Raw genomic sequence first — 14,342 nt, 5'->3', positions numbered from 1 at the left:
GCGCAGCGCCGTGGCGACGACGCGGCCGACGCGCCCATGCCCGACCAGGATCGCATGGCCGTCCAGCCCCTGCGCCGGCGGGTGCGACAGGCGCGCCCGCCCGCGCCGCGCGAGCCAGGCGCGCATGCGGCGTGTCCCCTCGATCCGCACCGCCGCGCGGTCGGCGAGCCACTGCATCAGGGGCGTGCCGAGGATGGACAGCGTCGCCGCGGCGAGCAGCGGGCCGCGCGCCGCATCCGGCAGCAGCCCCGCACCGATGCCCAGCTGCGCCAGCAGGAAGGAGAATTCGCCGATCTGCGCCATGGCCCCGGCGACGGAGGCCGCCGCGGGCACCGGCACGCGCAGCAGCACCAGCAGGCCGAGGATCGCGCCCCCCGTGCCGAGCAGCACCGCGAGCAGCGTCGCGAGTGATGCCCCTGGGGCGGCGAGCATCGCGCCGGGATCCACCAGCATGCCCACCGAGACGAAGAAGATCGCGACGAAGACGCGCTGCAGCGGCGCCGTCTCGGCCGCCGCCTGGTGGCCCAGCGGGCTTTCGCCCAGCAGGACCCCGGCGAAGAAGGCGCCAAGTGCAGGCGAGACGCCGAACAGCGCCGAGGCGCCGAAGGCCGTGCCGAGCGCAACGACGATGACCGCGAGGGTGAATAACTCGCGCGACCCGGTCGCGGCCACGAGGCCGAGCAGGCGTGGCAGGATGACCCGCCCACCGAGCGCCATGGCGGCCAGGAACGCGGCCAGTTCCACGGTTGTGCGCATGAGCGAGGCGCCGAGATCTCCCTGCGGACCCGCCAGCGCGGGCAGCAGGACCAGGGCGAGCACCACCACCAGGTCCTGCACCACGAGCCAGCCGAGCGCGATGCGGCCCGCCTCGCCGGCCAGCCGACCTTTCTCCTCCAGCGCGCGCGTCGCGACGGCGGTGGAAGATATGGCGAGCGCGAGGCCGAAGACCGCCGCCCCCGCCGCATCGAGCCCCAGCAGCACCGACCCGACCGCAGCGCCGAGCAAGGTGCCGGCCGCGATCTGCGCGACCGCGCCGGGCAGGGCGACGCGCCAGACCGCGAGCAGGTCGCGGGCGCGGAAATGCAGCCCGACGGCGAAGAGCAGCAGCGCGACGCCGATCTCGGCAAGGCCCGAGGTGACGGCGCCATCGGCGACGAAGCCCGGCGTGTAGGGGCCGACCGCGATGCCCGCGGCGATGTAGCCGAGCAGCGGCGGCAGCCGGAGCAGCCGGGCCACGAATCCGAAGGCGAAGGCGAGCGCGAGCGCGACCACGAGCGTCGCGACGAGCGGCGGGGCGTGGCTCATCCACGCTAGGATACAGGGATTGCGCGATCCGTCAGCCGTCGGCCGGCGTGATGGCGCCGGGTCCGAGCGGGCGCGTCATTAGGACGCTGTCCACCCAGCGCCCGTGCTTCCAGCCGATGGCGGGCAATAGCCCGGCACGGGCGAAGCCCGCCCTTGCATGCAGACGGATGGAGGGTTCGTTGGCGGAATCGCCGATGACGGCGACCATCAGGCGGAAGCCCTGCGCGGTGCAGCGGGCGACCAGCGCCTCGAGCAGCGCCAGACCCAGCCCGGCGCCGCCCGCGCCGGGCGCGACATAGACCGAGTTCTCGACCGCGTAGCGGTAGCCCGGCCGCGTGCGGTAGGCCGAGGCATAGGCGTAGCCGCGCACGGCGCCGTCCCGTTCCGCGACCAGATAGGGGTACCCGGCGGCGAGCACGGCGTCGCGGCGCCGGGCCATCTCCTTCGCGCCGGGTGGCTCGTATTCGAAGCTGGCGAGGCCATGGGCCACCCAATGGCCATAGATGGTGGCAATCGCGGGGATGTCCTCGTCCCGGACGGGGCGGATGGTCGGCGTCGTCATCGCGGAAGGGTGGCCGGGGAGATGCGGAGCGGGAAGCCGGATGACCGGTCGCCAGGTTGCGGCGTGCGGGGCTTCCTTCCCCGCGGCGGCTGGGCTATGGCTGCCCAGGTTGGACCCGTAGCTCAGCTGGATAGAGCGCTGCCCTCCGAAGGCAGAGGTCGAAGGTTCGAATCCTTTCGGGTCCGCCACCCCCCTCAGTCGCCGTCGAGCGCATGGGCCAGCAGATGTGCCCGCTCGCTCACCTGCAGCGCCGCCTCATGCGTCGCCTCGAGCAGCACCGGCGGCGCGACGCCGGCGCGGCGTGCTTCCTCCCACCGCGCGGCGCAGAGACACCAGCGGTCGCCGGGGTTCAGCCCGGCGAAGCCGTATTCGGGGCGCGGCGTCGACAGGTCGTTGCCCATCGCGCGGCTGAAGGCGAGGAATTCCTCGGTCACCTCAGCGCAGACGACGTGCAGGCCCATATCGCCGGGGCCCGTGTTGCAGCACCCGTCACGGTAGAAGCCGGTCAGCGGCGCGACGGAACAGGGCAGCAGCGCGCCGCCCAGCACGTTGCGCGCCTGCGGACGGCCGCCGCCACGATCGTGCAGGTCATCCATCCGTCGTGTCCCCCTCAGTAGGATTTCGGTTGGCCGAGAACGCGCTCGGCGATGAAGGACAGGATCAGCTGCTCGGAGACGGGGGCGAGGCGGGTGATCATCACCTCCCGCAGCAGGCGTTCGACGACGTATTCCTTGGCGTAGCCCATCCCGCCATGCGTCATCACCGCCTGCAGGCAGGCCTGGTGGCCCGCGCGGCCGCCGAGCAGCTTCGACGCATTCGCTTCCGCCCCGCAGGGCCGGCCGCTGTCGTAGAGCCAGGCCGCCTTCATCGTCATCATCCACGCGGCTTCGAGTGCGGCCCAGCATTCCGCGAGCGGGTGCTGGATCGCCTGGTTCTGCCCGATCGGCCGACCGAAGACGCTGCGGTCCCGCGCGTAGCGCGCCGCGCGCTCGAGCGCGTCCTGCCCTATCGCGATCGCCTCGGCCGCGATCAGGATGCGCTCGGGGTTGAGGCTGTCGAGCACGTAGCGGAAGCCCTGGCCTTCCTCACCGATGCGGTCTTCCTCCGGCACGAAGAGGTCGTCGATGAAGACCATGTTCGAATCGACCGCCGCGCGGCCCATCTTGGGGATGCGCTTCACCTCGACGCGGCTGCGGTCGAGGTCGGTGTAGAACAGCGTGATGCCGTCTGACGGCCGCCGGGCGTCCTCCCTCCGCGTCGTGCGCGTCAGCAGCATGACCTTGTTCGCGACCTGGGCGGTGGAGGTCCAGATCTTCCGACCATTCACGCGGTAGCCGCCGGGCACTTTCGTGGCGAAGGTCGTGATGCTGGTGGTGTCGAGCCCGGCATCGGGCTCAGTGAAGCCGAAGCAGGCCTGGTCGGTGCCGGCGACGAGCGGCGGGATCCAGCGCGCCTGCTGCTGCGGCGTTCCGTGCACGACGATCGGGTGCGGTCCGAACATGTTGATGTGCAGCGCCGAGGCCGCGGACATGCCGCCGCCGTGGCGCGCGACGGCGGCCATCATCAGCGCCGCCTCGGTCACGCCGAGGCCGGCGCCGCCATACGCCTCCGGCATCGTGATGCCGAGGAACCCGGCCTGAGCCATCGCGCCATGGAACTCCCGTGGAAAGCGCGCCTCGTCGTCGCAGGCGCGCCAGTACTCGTCGCCGAAGCGCCTGCCGATGGCGGTGACACCCTCGACGATGGCCTCCTGCTCGGGCGTCAGGCCGAAATCCATGCGTCCCTCCCTTCAAGGCGGCGGAGGATCGTGCCCGCGCCGGCCCTTGGCAAGCAGGCGCCGCCCGCGCACCGTGCCGGGCGGAGGAACGCCATGGACAAGCTCACGCTCGCCGTCGTCTCGCGGAACTATTTCAACATGCCGGCCTGGGTCGGCCAGCATGCCGGGCTCTTCGCGGCGGAGGGAATCGACCTCGCGATCGACCATATCGAGGGGATCGAGGAGGTGAACGACCGCGTCCGTGACGGCCGGGCGCAGCTGGCCTACGGCGTGACGGAGCACGTCATCCTCGATGCCGAGACGGGCGGTCGGCAGGTCATCATCGGCGGCAACGTGAACCGGCTGCCCTTTTCGCTGATCGCGCGGCCAGGGATCGAGGGCATCGAGGGCCTGCGCGGCAAGCGGATCGGCGTCTCTTCGCTCCGCGCCGGGTCCTCCTCCCTGGTGATGAAGATGCTCGCCGCACATGGGCTGCACTATCCGGGCGACTACGAGATCATCCCCTGTGGGCCGATCCTCGCGCGGTGGGAGCTGCTGCGCTCCGGTGGGATCGATGCCGGCCTGCAGGGCGCACCGCTGAACCACATGGCGCTCGACCAGGGCTTCGTCTCACTGGCCGAGCCGCGGCAGGACTTCCAGTTCACCAGCCTCGACGTCGATGCCGACTGGGCGGCGGCGCATCGGAACGTGCTGCTGCGCTTCCTGCGCGGTTTCCTCCGCGCGCATGAGCACTTCTTCGCCGACCGGGATCTCGCGCGCGACGTCGCGGTGGCCGAAAGCGGCATCGAGCCGCGCTACGCGGACCGCGCCTGGGAGGAATACACCCGGGCCGAGATCTTCCCTCGCGACGGCGAGGCGAGCGCCGCCGGCGTACAGAACCTGATCGAAACCAGCGCGCTGATCCGCGACCTGCCGAGCCGCGCCCGAACCCGCGCCGAGGACTACATCGACCGCAGTTGGCTGGCCGCGGCCCGGGCGTCGCTGTGACCGCGATCGACTACGGCGACCGCGCCCGCATCGGGCTGATGGTCCCCTCCGGCAACCAGGTCTGCGAGGCGGAACTGCACGCCATGATGCCGCCGGGCGTCGCGGCGCATGTCACGCGGCTTGAGCTGCGCGGCAGTTCCGAGGAGGAACTGCTGCGCATGATCGAGGGGCTGGAGGCGGCGGCGCGACTGCTCGCCGATGCGCTTCCGGCGCTTCTCGCCTTCCACTGCACCGCGGTCTCGACCTTCGCGCCGGAAATGGCCGGCGGCATCACCGCGCGCATCGCGGCGGCAACCGGCCTGCCGGCGACCGGCACGGCGGAGGCGATCCTCGCCGCGCTGGCCGCGCTGCGCGCGCGCCGCCTCCTGCTCGTCACGCCCTATATCGCGCCGGTGCATGAGCGGGAGGTCGCCTTCCTCTCCGCGCACAGCATCGAGACGATCGGCAGCGCCATGATGGGCGTGAACACGAATGCGGAGATGGCGCTGATCCCACCCGACCACATCGCCGCTGCCGTCCGTGCGGCGAGGACGGACGATGCGGACGCCTGCTTCATTTCCTGCACCGCGATCCGCTCCGCCGGGCTGATCGCATTGCTCGAGGCGGAACTTGGCATGCCGGTCATCACGAGCAACCAGGTCATGGCCTGGCATGCGCTGCGGCGCTGCAGCATCGCCGATGCCGTGCCCGGCTTCGGCCGCCTGATGGCGATGCCCTGAGCCGCTTTGCCGTGCGGCGCCGGTCCCCTATCATCGCGCCCAACGGCCCGGCACGCATCGGGCACACGGAGGAGACAGTCCATGCCGAAATTCACCCGCCGCGCCCTCGGCGCCGCCGCCTTTGCCGCCGCATCCGCGCCCGCCCTGCTGCACGGCCAGGGCCGGACCGTGCTGCGCATCGGCTGGACCAGCGGCGACGGGGCGCAGGACCCCTATGCGAGCGGCGCGCGGCTGTTCAAGCAGGGGCTGGAACGGCGCGTGGGCGAACGCGTCGACGTGCAGCTTTTCCCCAACCGCGCGCTTGGCGACGAGCGTCCGATGCTCGACGGCATGCGGCTCGGAACGGTCGACATGGGCGTCATCACCAACGCGGTGATCGCGCAGGTCGAGCCCGCCTTCCAGGTGAACGATATGCCGTTCCTGTTTGCGAACGAGGAACAGGGCCATCGCGTGCTTGACGGCGCCGTGGGCGCGGCGCTGCGGCAGCGGCTGGAAACGCGCGGCGTCGTGCCGCTCGGCTACATGGAAGGCGGCTTCCGGCACATGATCAACAACGTCCGGCCGATCGCGCGGCCGGAGGATCTGCGCGGAATCAAGTTCCGCGTGCTGCAGAGCCCGATCTACATCGAGATGTTCCGCAGCCTCGGCGGCAACGCCGTGCCGATGGCCTGGGGCGAGACGTTTACCGCCGTGCAGCAAGGCGCGGTGGACGGGCTCGAGATCCCGCTCGGCATCATCGACCAGAACAAGTACTATGAAGTGACGAAGTACCTGTCGCTGACCGGCCACATCTACTCGATGATCGGCCTGCTGATGGCCAAGCGCACCTTTGACCGTCTGCCCGCCGACCTGCGCGGCCCGGTGCAGGAAGCCGCGGCCGAGGCGACGCGTGCACAGCGTACGGCCAATGCGGCAGCCAATACGGGCTTCCTCGAGAGCCTCCGCCGGCATGGCATGCAGATCAACGAGGTGCCGGACAAGGCTGCGTTCCGGCGCGGCGTGCTGCCCATGTACGAAAGCTTCCGCGGGCAGATCGGCGCCGACATCGTGCGCGACGCGCTCGCCGCGGTGCAGTGAGGGCGCTCGCCGCCGCGGCGCGCGCCGTCGCGGCGGCGACGCGCCTGTCCATCGCGCTGGCCGCCGCCGGTATGCTTGGCTGCATCGCCTACCAGGTGGTGATGCGCTACGTCGTCGGCGCCGCCTCCTCCTGGAGCGAGGAGATGGCGGTGCTGCTGTTCTCCTGGAGCGTGCTCGGCGGCCTCTCGCTCGGCGTTCATGAAGGCTTCCATGTCCGCCTGACGCTGCTGCCGGACAGGTTGCCGCGCGCCGGGCGGGTCGCGGCGGAGCGGGTGCTGGATGCCCTGACGGCCGCGCTCGGCGTCTTCCTCGCCTGGTCGGGCTGGCGTTTCCTCGACATCACCGGCGGCTCCGTCTCGGCGGCGATGGGGTACCCGACGGAGATCCTGAACGCGCTCGCCATCGCCTGCGGGGCGCTGATGGCGCTGTTTGGCCTTGAGCGCGCGCTCCGACCCGGCGGCGTGGCGGCATGAGCGAGGTCGGCTGGTTCCTGACGGCCGGCTTCGGCCTGCTGGTGGTCCTCGGCGTGCCCTTCGCCATCGCCATCGCGCTGGTGATCACGGGCGCGCTGATTGCGGCGGACATCGAGCCCGCCTTCCTGGCGCAATCGGTCATCAGCGGGTCGCAGCAGTTCAGCCTGCTCGCCATTCCGCTGTTCATGCTGGCTGGGGAGCTGATGACGGCGGGCGGACTGTCGCAGCGTCTGGTGGATTTCGCTTCCACGCTGGTGCGCCACCTGCGTGGAGGCCTCGCCATGGTCACGGTGCTGGCGGCGCTGATCTTCTCCGCCATCTCGGGCTCGGCGCCGGCGACCACGGCGGCGATCGGCGCCATCATGATCCCGGCCATGGCCAAGGCGGGCTACGACAAGGGATTCGCGGCCTCAATCGCGGTCAGCGCCGGCGTGCTAGGTCCGCTGATCCCGCCTTCCATCGCCTTCGTGATCTGGGGGATCGTGGCGGAACAGTCGATCGGCCGGCTGTTTCTCTCGGGCATCGTGCCGGGCATTGTGCTCGCCCTGGGGTTGTTGGTCATCTGCTGGGTGCATGCGAAGCGCAACGATGTGCCGATGCTGCCGCGCGCGACGCTGCGGGAAGCCGGGGCGGCCTTCGCGCGCGGGCGCTGGGCGCTGGCCTCGCCGCTGGTGGTGCTGGGCGGCATCTATGGCGGCATTTTCACGCCGACGGAGGCGGCCGCGATCTCCTGCGTCTATGCGCTGCTGGTCGGGCTGCTGATTGAGCGCCAGCTGACGCTCCGTGCGCTGCCCGGCATCTTCGTGAACGCCATGCGCACCAGCGCGATCGTCACGGCCATCATCGCCGTCTCGGCTGGCTTCGGCATCCTCGTGGCGCAGGAACAGATCGCGACGGGCTTCGCCGCCTGGCTCGCGGCCACGGTCAGCGAGAAGTGGCTCGCGCTGGCCGCGCTCAACATCGCCTTCTTCCTGCTGGCCGCCGTTATGGACGAGATCGCCATCATGGTGATCCTTGGCCCCATGCTGATCGCCATCGCCAACCGCTTCGGCGTGGATCCGATCCATTTCGGCGCGATCATCGTCACGAACGTCGCGATCGGAATGGCGGCGCCGCCCATCGGCTATTGCCTGTTCATCGGCATGGCGATCAGCGGGCTGTCGCTCACGCGCATCAGCCGGGCGATCTGGCCGCAGATCGCCTGGATGCTGGCGGTGCTGTTCCTCACCACCTACATCCCCGGCTTCGCGCTGATGTTCCAGCCTGCCACGCGCTGATCAGAAGCCGTAGAGCGCGGCCGGGTTGTCGACCAGCACGCGCCGCCGCTCGGCCGCCGACGGGGCCCATTCGCCGAGCAGGTCGAGCAGCGCGCCATCCTCCGGCATCCAGGCCGACAGCGACGGGTGCGGCCAGTCCGTCCCCCACACGCAGCGGTCCGGCGCGGAATCGAGCAGCGCGCGCGCGAAGGGTGCGACGTCCCGGAACGGCGGGCCGGAGGAGGAGATGCGGTAGCCGCACAACTTCACCCAGGCGCGGCCGCTGTCGAGGATGCGCAGCAGCGCCTGGAAGCCGGCGTCGTTCACACCGTCCGCGCTGCGCACGCCGCCCATGTGGTCGACCACCACCGGCACAGGCAGCGTGGCAAGCCGCGGCGCCAGGTCCGGCAGTTGGTGCCCTTCGGCATACAGCTGCAGGTGCCAGCCCAGCGGCGCGATACGACGCGCCAGCGCCTCCAGCTGGTCGAGCGGCGTGCCGTTGCCCGACACGGCGTTGAAGCGCACGCCGCGGGTACCCTGCGCGTGCAGGTTGCGCAGCGCGGCCTCGTCGAAGCTGTCATCCACCACGGCGACGACGCGCGCCCGGTCCAGCCCGAAGCGTGCGGCAGCGTCGAGCGAGCACGCATTGTCCGTGCCGTAGACCGAAGGCTGCACGATCACCATCCGGCCGATGCCGAGCGCTTCGGCGACGCGGAGATAGGCCGGGATCAGCGCAGCCTGCGGATCGTAATGCCGTCCCGCATCGAGCGGGAAGCGGTCATAGGGCCCGAAGATGTGGAAGTGGCAGTCGCAGGACAGCGGCGGCGCCTTCCAGGACGGGTTCGGGACGACATTGAGCGGGGGAAGGCAGGGCTTCATCACGCGGCTCCCGCCAGTTCGCGCCGCACGATCGCGGCCCCTTCGACCATGGCGCGCATCTTCCCGTCGGCGACATCGCGCGGCAGGTACTTCATGCCGCAATCGGGTGCGACTATGACGCGCGCCGGATCAACATGCGGCAGCGCGCGGCGAATGCGCGCCGCGACCGTCTCCGCGCTCTCCACCTTCATGTCCGCCAGGTCGACGACGCCGAGGATGATGGTCTGGTCCGGCAGTTGCTTGAGCACGCTGGTGTCGAGATTGGACTGCGCCGTCTCGATCGAGATCTGCCGGACGCGGCAGTTGCACAGCTCGGGGAGGAAGGAATAGCCCGTCGGCCGCGCATGGATGATTGCGGCGTAACCGAAGCAGATGTGCAGCGCCGTGGTGCCGGTGATGCCCTCAAGCGCCCGGTTGACGGCGGCGAGGCCGTATTGCCGCGCCTTCTCGGGCCGCGCCTGCATGTAGGGCTCGTCGATCTGCACGATGTCCGCGCCGGCGACAAAAAGGTCGCGGATCTCCTCGTTCACCGCCGCGGCATAGTCCATCGCCATCTCCGCCTCGTCGGCGTAGAAGTCGTTCTGCGCCTGCTGGGCCATGGTGAAGGGACCGGGCACGGTGATCTTGATCATCCGGTCGGTGTTGGCGCGCAGGAACTGCACGTCCTGCGTCTCGACCGCGTGCCGGCGGCTGATGCGGCCGACCACGCGCGGCACCGGGTTCGGATGCCCGCTTCGGTCGAGCGCCATGCCGGGATTGTCGATATCCACGCCATCGAGCGCGGTGGCAAAGCGGTTGGAATAGGATTCCCGCCGCATTTCCCCATCCGTGATGATATCGAGCCCCGCCTTCTCCTGCGCGCGGATGGCCAGCAGCGTAGCATCCTCCTGCGCCTGGTCGAGCGCATCGGGTGCCACGCGCCACAATTCGCGCGCCCGCACGCGCGGGGGAAAACGCCCGGCGAGCCGCTTCCGGTCGATCAGCCACTCGGGCTGGGGGTAGGAGCCGACGAGCGATGTCGGCAGCAGCTTCTGAGTCATGGCGTTGCCTCCTTGCGCGAGGCTAGCCGCGCACCGCCGGCGTGGCCAGGGACCCAGTCTTGCCAGAAGCCGCCGCCATGCGATGCTCGCCGCGCGACGACGAGATCGCGAGGGAGGATCCCATGACACTGCGAAGGACGGTGCTCGCCGCCGCCATGCTGGCCCTGGGCTGCAGCGCCGCACAGGCGCAGACGCGCTGGACGATGGCGACCGCCTATGCCGAAGGGAACTTTCACACTCGCAACGTGCGCGCCTTCATCGACGACGTGCAGCAGGCGACATCGGGCCGGCTGCAGATCCAGCTGCATTTCGGCGCGTCGCTGCTAACCATGCCGAACATCAAGCGCGGCGTGCAGACCGGCCAGATCCAGCTGGGCGAGGTACTGCTATCCGTGCACGGCAACGAGGATCCGTTCTTCGAGCTCGACAGCGTCCCCTTCCTTGCGGACACATGGGAAGCGACGGCGGCGCTCGACCGCGTCTCGCAGCCCTATATCCGCGCGCGGCTCGAACGCCAGGGGATGATCCCGCTCTACATGGTGCCCTGGCCGAGCCAGGCCTTCTATACGCGCAACGAGGTGCGCAACGCCGAGGACCTGCGCGGCCTGCGCTTCCGCACCTACAACGCATTGACCCTACGCATGGCCGAACTGCTCGGCGCGACGCCCGTGACGGTGCAGGTGGCGGAAATCCCCCAGGCCTTCGCCACCGGCGTGATCGCAGCGATGTTCACCTCGGCGCAGACCGGCGTCGACACAGCTGCCTGGGACTATGCACGGTACTTCACCGATGTCGGCGGCATGCGCGCGCGCAACCTGGTCTTCGTCAATGCTCGCGCCTTCCGCGCGCTGGACGAGGCGACGCGGAACGCGATGACCGAGGCCGCAGGGCGCGCGGCCGTGCGCGGCCTGGAATTCGCGCGGGCGGCGGAAGGGGAGATGGTCGAGCGGCTGCGCAGCCGCGGCATGCAGGTGCGGGAGCCCTCCGCCGCCTTCATGACCCAGCTACGCGAGGTCGGCGCGCGCCAAACGCAGGAATGGGTCCAGCGCGCGGGGCCGGAGGGGCAGCAGGTGCTGGAGGCCTACCGCGCGGCGCTGCCGCGCTGAGGCAAGGCGCGCGCGTCACGCCCTGCTAGAACTGTTTTCGCCCCACGCGTCGGGGCGACTGCGACCCTGAGCGAAGGAACATTCAGGATGAGCGACGATCTCCTCGAAACCGGCAAGCGGCTGCGCGCCGAGGTGATCGGCCAGGCGCGGCACGATGCCGCGATGAGCAGCGCCACCGACTTCGACATGCCGTTCCAGGAACTCGCACTACGCTATTGCTGGGGTGACGTCTGGGGCCGCCCGGGGCTCGACCGCAAGGCGCGCAGCATGGTCAACCTCGGCATGCTGGTGGCGCTCGGCAAGCCGAATGAGCTGAAGATCCATGTCCGTGGCGCCCTGACCAATGGGGTGACACGGGCGGAGATCCAGGAAGTCTTCCTCCAGGCCTGCGTCTATTGCGGCGTGCCGGCAGCTGGGGAAGCCTTCAAGGTCGCGAAGGAGGTCTTCGAGGAACCGGAGTTCGCCGATCGCTAGGGTAGCGTCCTAATCCTGCGCGCCAACACCATCAAACTCCTCCTCGTCGCTGGAGCGGCGCGAGGAACGAGCGTTGCGTACATCGCGATCTGCAACGAGACGCCGGCGAGCCCGCTCGCCGGCACACGGCCCACGCCAACCGCATAGCGGTGGATGACGCCCGCCAGGGCGTCCCAAGGCTGGCAAGCAGGCGATAGACTGAAATCATTCGGCTCAGCGCAGTCCAAGAGCCGGGAGGCACGTCAGCACCACCTCGATCCGCACAGCGCTTTCGATGACAACCTCCTTCCCGACGACGTTGTCTTGCGCTTCATCAGGAACGGCGTCCCGTCATCCCGAGCCGTCACGGGTGCAGCAGAATTCAAGATGTCTGTAAGGCCTCCATCTCCGCCTCGAAAATGAACATGGCACTCCGCAGTCTATTGAGCAGTTCATCAATCTCGGCCGCTGTCACGGTCAAGGGCGGAGCTACCATGAACCACTCTCCCCATCGTCCGCCGGCGGTCCGTCGCGCATACAGCGCGAGACCCTGCCCGAGTGCGATCTCCTGCAGGCGGCCAACCGCATTGAGCACCAGTGGTAGAGAACGTTTCGTTTCCTTGTCAGCGATGAGTTCGACCGCGAGCAACAGCCCAAGCCCGCGGACGTCACCGATGGTGCGGAACTCCTGCGCGAGACGGTTGAGCCCTTCGCACAGCAAGGCACCCATTCGACCGGCATTGCCGACCAGGTCGCCTGCCGCGAGTTCGTCGAGCACCGCGAGGCCAACCGCGCAGGACAGCGGATTCGCGAAGTAGGTGAAGGTGTGCATGAAGCCGCCGGCAGCCGCTACGCGATCAACCATGGACGCCGGGGCCAACACTGCGCCCATCGGCGTGTAGCCGGCGGAAATCCCCTTGGCCAAGACGACGACATCGGGACGGACACCAGGCCAATGTTCCGATGCCAGGAAGCATCCGGTCCGTCCCGCCCCGCACATCACCTCATCATGAACCAGCGCGATGCCGTGCCGCGTGCAGATGTCGCGCACCGCACGGTGATAGAGCTCATGCGGAACGTTGGCGCCCGAGGAGGTCCCCCCAACGGGCTCCATGACGAAGGCAAGGATGGTCTCCGGGCCCTCCCTGCGAATCACCTCATCGAGCAGTCCGGCACAGTGTCGCGCCCAGGATTCGGCGCTGTGGTTCTCCGGCACGCGATAGGTGAGGGGCGCCGGAACATGCGGCTGCGACGCAAGCAGGGGGGCGAAGACCTGACGCGCCACCGGATCGCCCGAGATCGCCAGGGCCCCGAGCGTATTCCCGTGGTAGCTCGGCTCCAGCGCGATGACCTTCCAGCGCTCAGGCTCACCGATCGCGACGGCGTGCTGGCGCAGGAACTTGATGGCGGTCTCGATCGCCTCGGACCCGCCAGACACAAGAAAGGCCCGGTCGAGGCCAGGTCCGGACAATTCCGCGAGGCGTGCACCGAGCCGCTCGTTCACCTCGGTCTCGAACTGCGTCGGAAAGGCGAAGGTGAGGTCGCGGGCCTGGCGCATCATCGCATCGAGGATACGCGGATGAGCGTGGCCGAGGTTGCATGCGACGGGTCCGGAGGAAGCATCGAGGTAGCGCCGTCCGTCGCTATCCGTGAACCAGACACCCTCTGCCCGCACGATACGCGGCCGCGTGGTGGGAGCAAAGAATGACTGCACGAGCCCCGACCGCATCCCGTTGCCTCCGCACTGGCGCGACGAAGTTGACGATCCTGCCGACGCTACGCTGCGCGTGCAAGGTCACCGGCGGGGCTTGGCATGGTGCCTTCTGCTCGGGCCTACTGACGTCCTGACGTAGGACCGGCGCGGAAAGATGGCTCGGATATCGCATGCTCAGCTCGCGGGCTTTGCCGTGAGCGCCTATGCCGCGCCGCGAGACTGCCGGACGGAGCACTTCTGCCGCATGCTCGCTGAGCGCGGCTTCGGAGGGATAGGGCTCACGGCACGCGAGGTGGACGCAGCGCCACCGCGTGACCTGCGCCGCCTGCTTGGCGCCTATGGGCTTCAGGCGACATCGCTGAACAGCGCCGGCTATGTGCTGCATGCCGATGCCGCTGCCGCGCGTCGCCAGGCGGAGCTCGACGCAAGACTTTTTGCCGCTGCTGCGGAACTCGATGCGCCGGTGAACTTCATTCCTGGAGGGCTCCTGCATGCGGCAGCGGGCATGCCTCTCGCGGACGCCCGGGCGCGGGTCGCGGACGGGCTGGCACGCCTCGCCGAAAGAGCGCAACGGGAGGGGGTGCGCCTGGCGCTCGAACCCTTCCATCCCATGGCGATCGGCCCGCGCGGCTGCATCAACCAGATCTCCGCTGCACTTGCCGCGATCGAACCCTTTCCATGGATCGGACTGACGCTGGACCTACACCATTCGTGGTGGGATGCCGATCTTGAGCAACTGATGTCGGATCACGCGCAGCGCGTCATGCTGATCCAGATCTGCGGCATCGACCTGCCCGCCGACGGCGGCGTGCCGCGGCGTGCCGAACTGGGTGCGGCGGGAAGCCAGGAGGTGCGCCGCATCCTGCGCCTCGCGGCCCAGGCCGGCCATGCAGGCGGCATCGAGTACGAGGTCTTCCACGACCAGCTCGGCGCACCAGACATCGAGGACCTTCTTGATCGCGCCGCGGCAGACCTGCTGGCGCTGACGGAGTGA

General features: G+C 69.5%; 15 protein-coding genes and 1 tRNA gene. 9 read left to right on the top strand and 7 right to left on the bottom strand.

The window, feature by feature from the left end:
- Both HW577_RS00740 and HW577_RS00735 read right to left on the bottom strand, forming a co-directional pair.
- Window positions 1-1,305: cation:proton antiporter (locus HW577_RS00740; RefSeq protein WP_198374128.1), on the bottom strand; the 1,305-nt coding region annotated here is incomplete at its 3' end.
- Window positions 1,306-1,336: 31 nt separating this feature from the next.
- Window positions 1,337-1,867, bottom strand: a complete 531-nt coding sequence (locus HW577_RS00735; protein ID WP_198374127.1) for a GNAT family N-acetyltransferase — start codon at window positions 1,865-1,867, stop codon at window positions 1,337-1,339.
- 111 nt (window positions 1,868-1,978) lie between these two features.
- Between HW577_RS00735 and HW577_RS00730 the strand changes: the two genes are divergently transcribed.
- Window positions 1,979-2,055: transfer RNA gene (locus HW577_RS00730), tRNA-Arg, on the top strand.
- Between the two features lie 6 nt (window positions 2,056-2,061).
- On the opposite strand, the gene HW577_RS00725 is transcribed toward HW577_RS00730, so the two are convergent.
- Both HW577_RS00725 and HW577_RS00720 read right to left on the bottom strand, forming a co-directional pair.
- Entirely contained in the window at window positions 2,062-2,463 is a 402-nt protein-coding gene (locus tag HW577_RS00725) for a DUF2237 family protein (RefSeq protein ID WP_198374126.1), read from the bottom strand.
- 14 nt (window positions 2,464-2,477) lie between these two features.
- Window positions 2,478-3,644, bottom strand: coding sequence for an acyl-CoA dehydrogenase family protein (locus HW577_RS00720; RefSeq protein WP_198374125.1), 1,167 nt, complete (start codon window positions 3,642-3,644; stop codon window positions 2,478-2,480).
- Between the two features lie 93 nt (window positions 3,645-3,737).
- Between HW577_RS00720 and HW577_RS00715 the strand changes: the two genes are divergently transcribed.
- From HW577_RS00715 to HW577_RS00695, 5 genes are all read left to right on the top strand, one after another.
- Window positions 3,738-4,631 carry an ABC transporter substrate-binding protein gene (locus HW577_RS00715; protein ID WP_198374124.1) on the top strand — a complete coding sequence of 298 codons (894 nt, stop codon included), beginning with the start codon at window positions 3,738-3,740 and terminating at the stop codon, window positions 4,629-4,631.
- On the top strand, window positions 4,628-5,350 hold the full coding sequence (locus tag HW577_RS00710) for a maleate cis-trans isomerase family protein (protein WP_198374123.1): 723 nt from the start codon (window positions 4,628-4,630) through the stop codon (window positions 5,348-5,350). Before HW577_RS00715 ends, HW577_RS00710 begins: the two co-directional genes overlap by 4 nt.
- An 81-nt stretch (window positions 5,351-5,431) precedes the next feature.
- Window positions 5,432-6,427 carry a TRAP transporter substrate-binding protein gene (locus HW577_RS00705; protein ID WP_198374122.1) on the top strand — a complete coding sequence of 332 codons (996 nt, stop codon included), beginning with the start codon at window positions 5,432-5,434 and terminating at the stop codon, window positions 6,425-6,427.
- Complete coding sequence (locus HW577_RS00700) at window positions 6,424-6,900, top strand: TRAP transporter small permease (RefSeq protein ID WP_198374121.1); 477 nt, start codon at window positions 6,424-6,426, stop codon at window positions 6,898-6,900. The genes HW577_RS00705 and HW577_RS00700 overlap by 4 nt, the downstream gene beginning before the upstream one ends.
- On the top strand, window positions 6,897-8,177 hold the full coding sequence (locus HW577_RS00695) for a TRAP transporter large permease (RefSeq protein ID WP_198374120.1): 1,281 nt from the start codon (window positions 6,897-6,899) through the stop codon (window positions 8,175-8,177). Before HW577_RS00700 ends, HW577_RS00695 begins: the two co-directional genes overlap by 4 nt.
- On the opposite strand, the gene HW577_RS00690 is transcribed toward HW577_RS00695, so the two are convergent.
- Window positions 8,178-9,035: an amidohydrolase family protein gene (locus HW577_RS00690; protein ID WP_198374119.1), complete on the bottom strand. Its 858-nt coding sequence runs from the start codon at window positions 9,033-9,035 to the stop codon at window positions 8,178-8,180.
- Entirely contained in the window at window positions 9,035-10,075 is a 1,041-nt protein-coding gene (locus tag HW577_RS00685) for a uroporphyrinogen decarboxylase family protein (protein WP_198374118.1), read from the bottom strand. Before HW577_RS00685 ends, HW577_RS00690 begins: the two co-directional genes overlap by 1 nt.
- Before the next feature lie 122 nt (window positions 10,076-10,197).
- Here HW577_RS00685 and HW577_RS00680 point away from each other — a divergent pair, with 122 nt between their 5' ends.
- The gene (locus HW577_RS00680) at window positions 10,198-11,181 is read left to right on the top strand and encodes a TRAP transporter substrate-binding protein (RefSeq protein WP_198374117.1); all 984 of its coding nucleotides are present in this window, start codon (window positions 10,198-10,200) and stop codon (window positions 11,179-11,181) included.
- Window positions 11,182-11,268: 87 nt separating this feature from the next.
- Window positions 11,269-11,655, top strand: coding sequence for a carboxymuconolactone decarboxylase family protein (locus tag HW577_RS00675; RefSeq protein ID WP_198374116.1), 387 nt, complete (start codon window positions 11,269-11,271; stop codon window positions 11,653-11,655).
- A 361-nt stretch (window positions 11,656-12,016) separates the two neighbouring features.
- Here HW577_RS00675 and HW577_RS00670 read toward each other — a convergent pair whose 3' ends face one another.
- The gene (locus HW577_RS00670) at window positions 12,017-13,363 is read right to left on the bottom strand and encodes an aminotransferase family protein (protein WP_198374115.1); all 1,347 of its coding nucleotides are present in this window, start codon (window positions 13,361-13,363) and stop codon (window positions 12,017-12,019) included.
- Window positions 13,364-13,592: 229 nt separating this feature from the next.
- On the opposite strand from HW577_RS00670, the gene HW577_RS00665 reads away from it, so the two are divergent.
- Window positions 13,593-14,342, top strand: coding sequence for a sugar phosphate isomerase/epimerase family protein (locus HW577_RS00665; RefSeq protein ID WP_198374114.1), 750 nt, complete (start codon window positions 13,593-13,595; stop codon window positions 14,340-14,342).

The sequence above is a fragment of the Neoroseomonas rubea genome (assembly GCF_016106015.1).
Lineage (GTDB): Bacteria > Pseudomonadota > Alphaproteobacteria > Acetobacterales > Acetobacteraceae > Neoroseomonas > Neoroseomonas rubea.
This window is presented reverse-complemented; position numbering and strand designations above follow the sequence as displayed.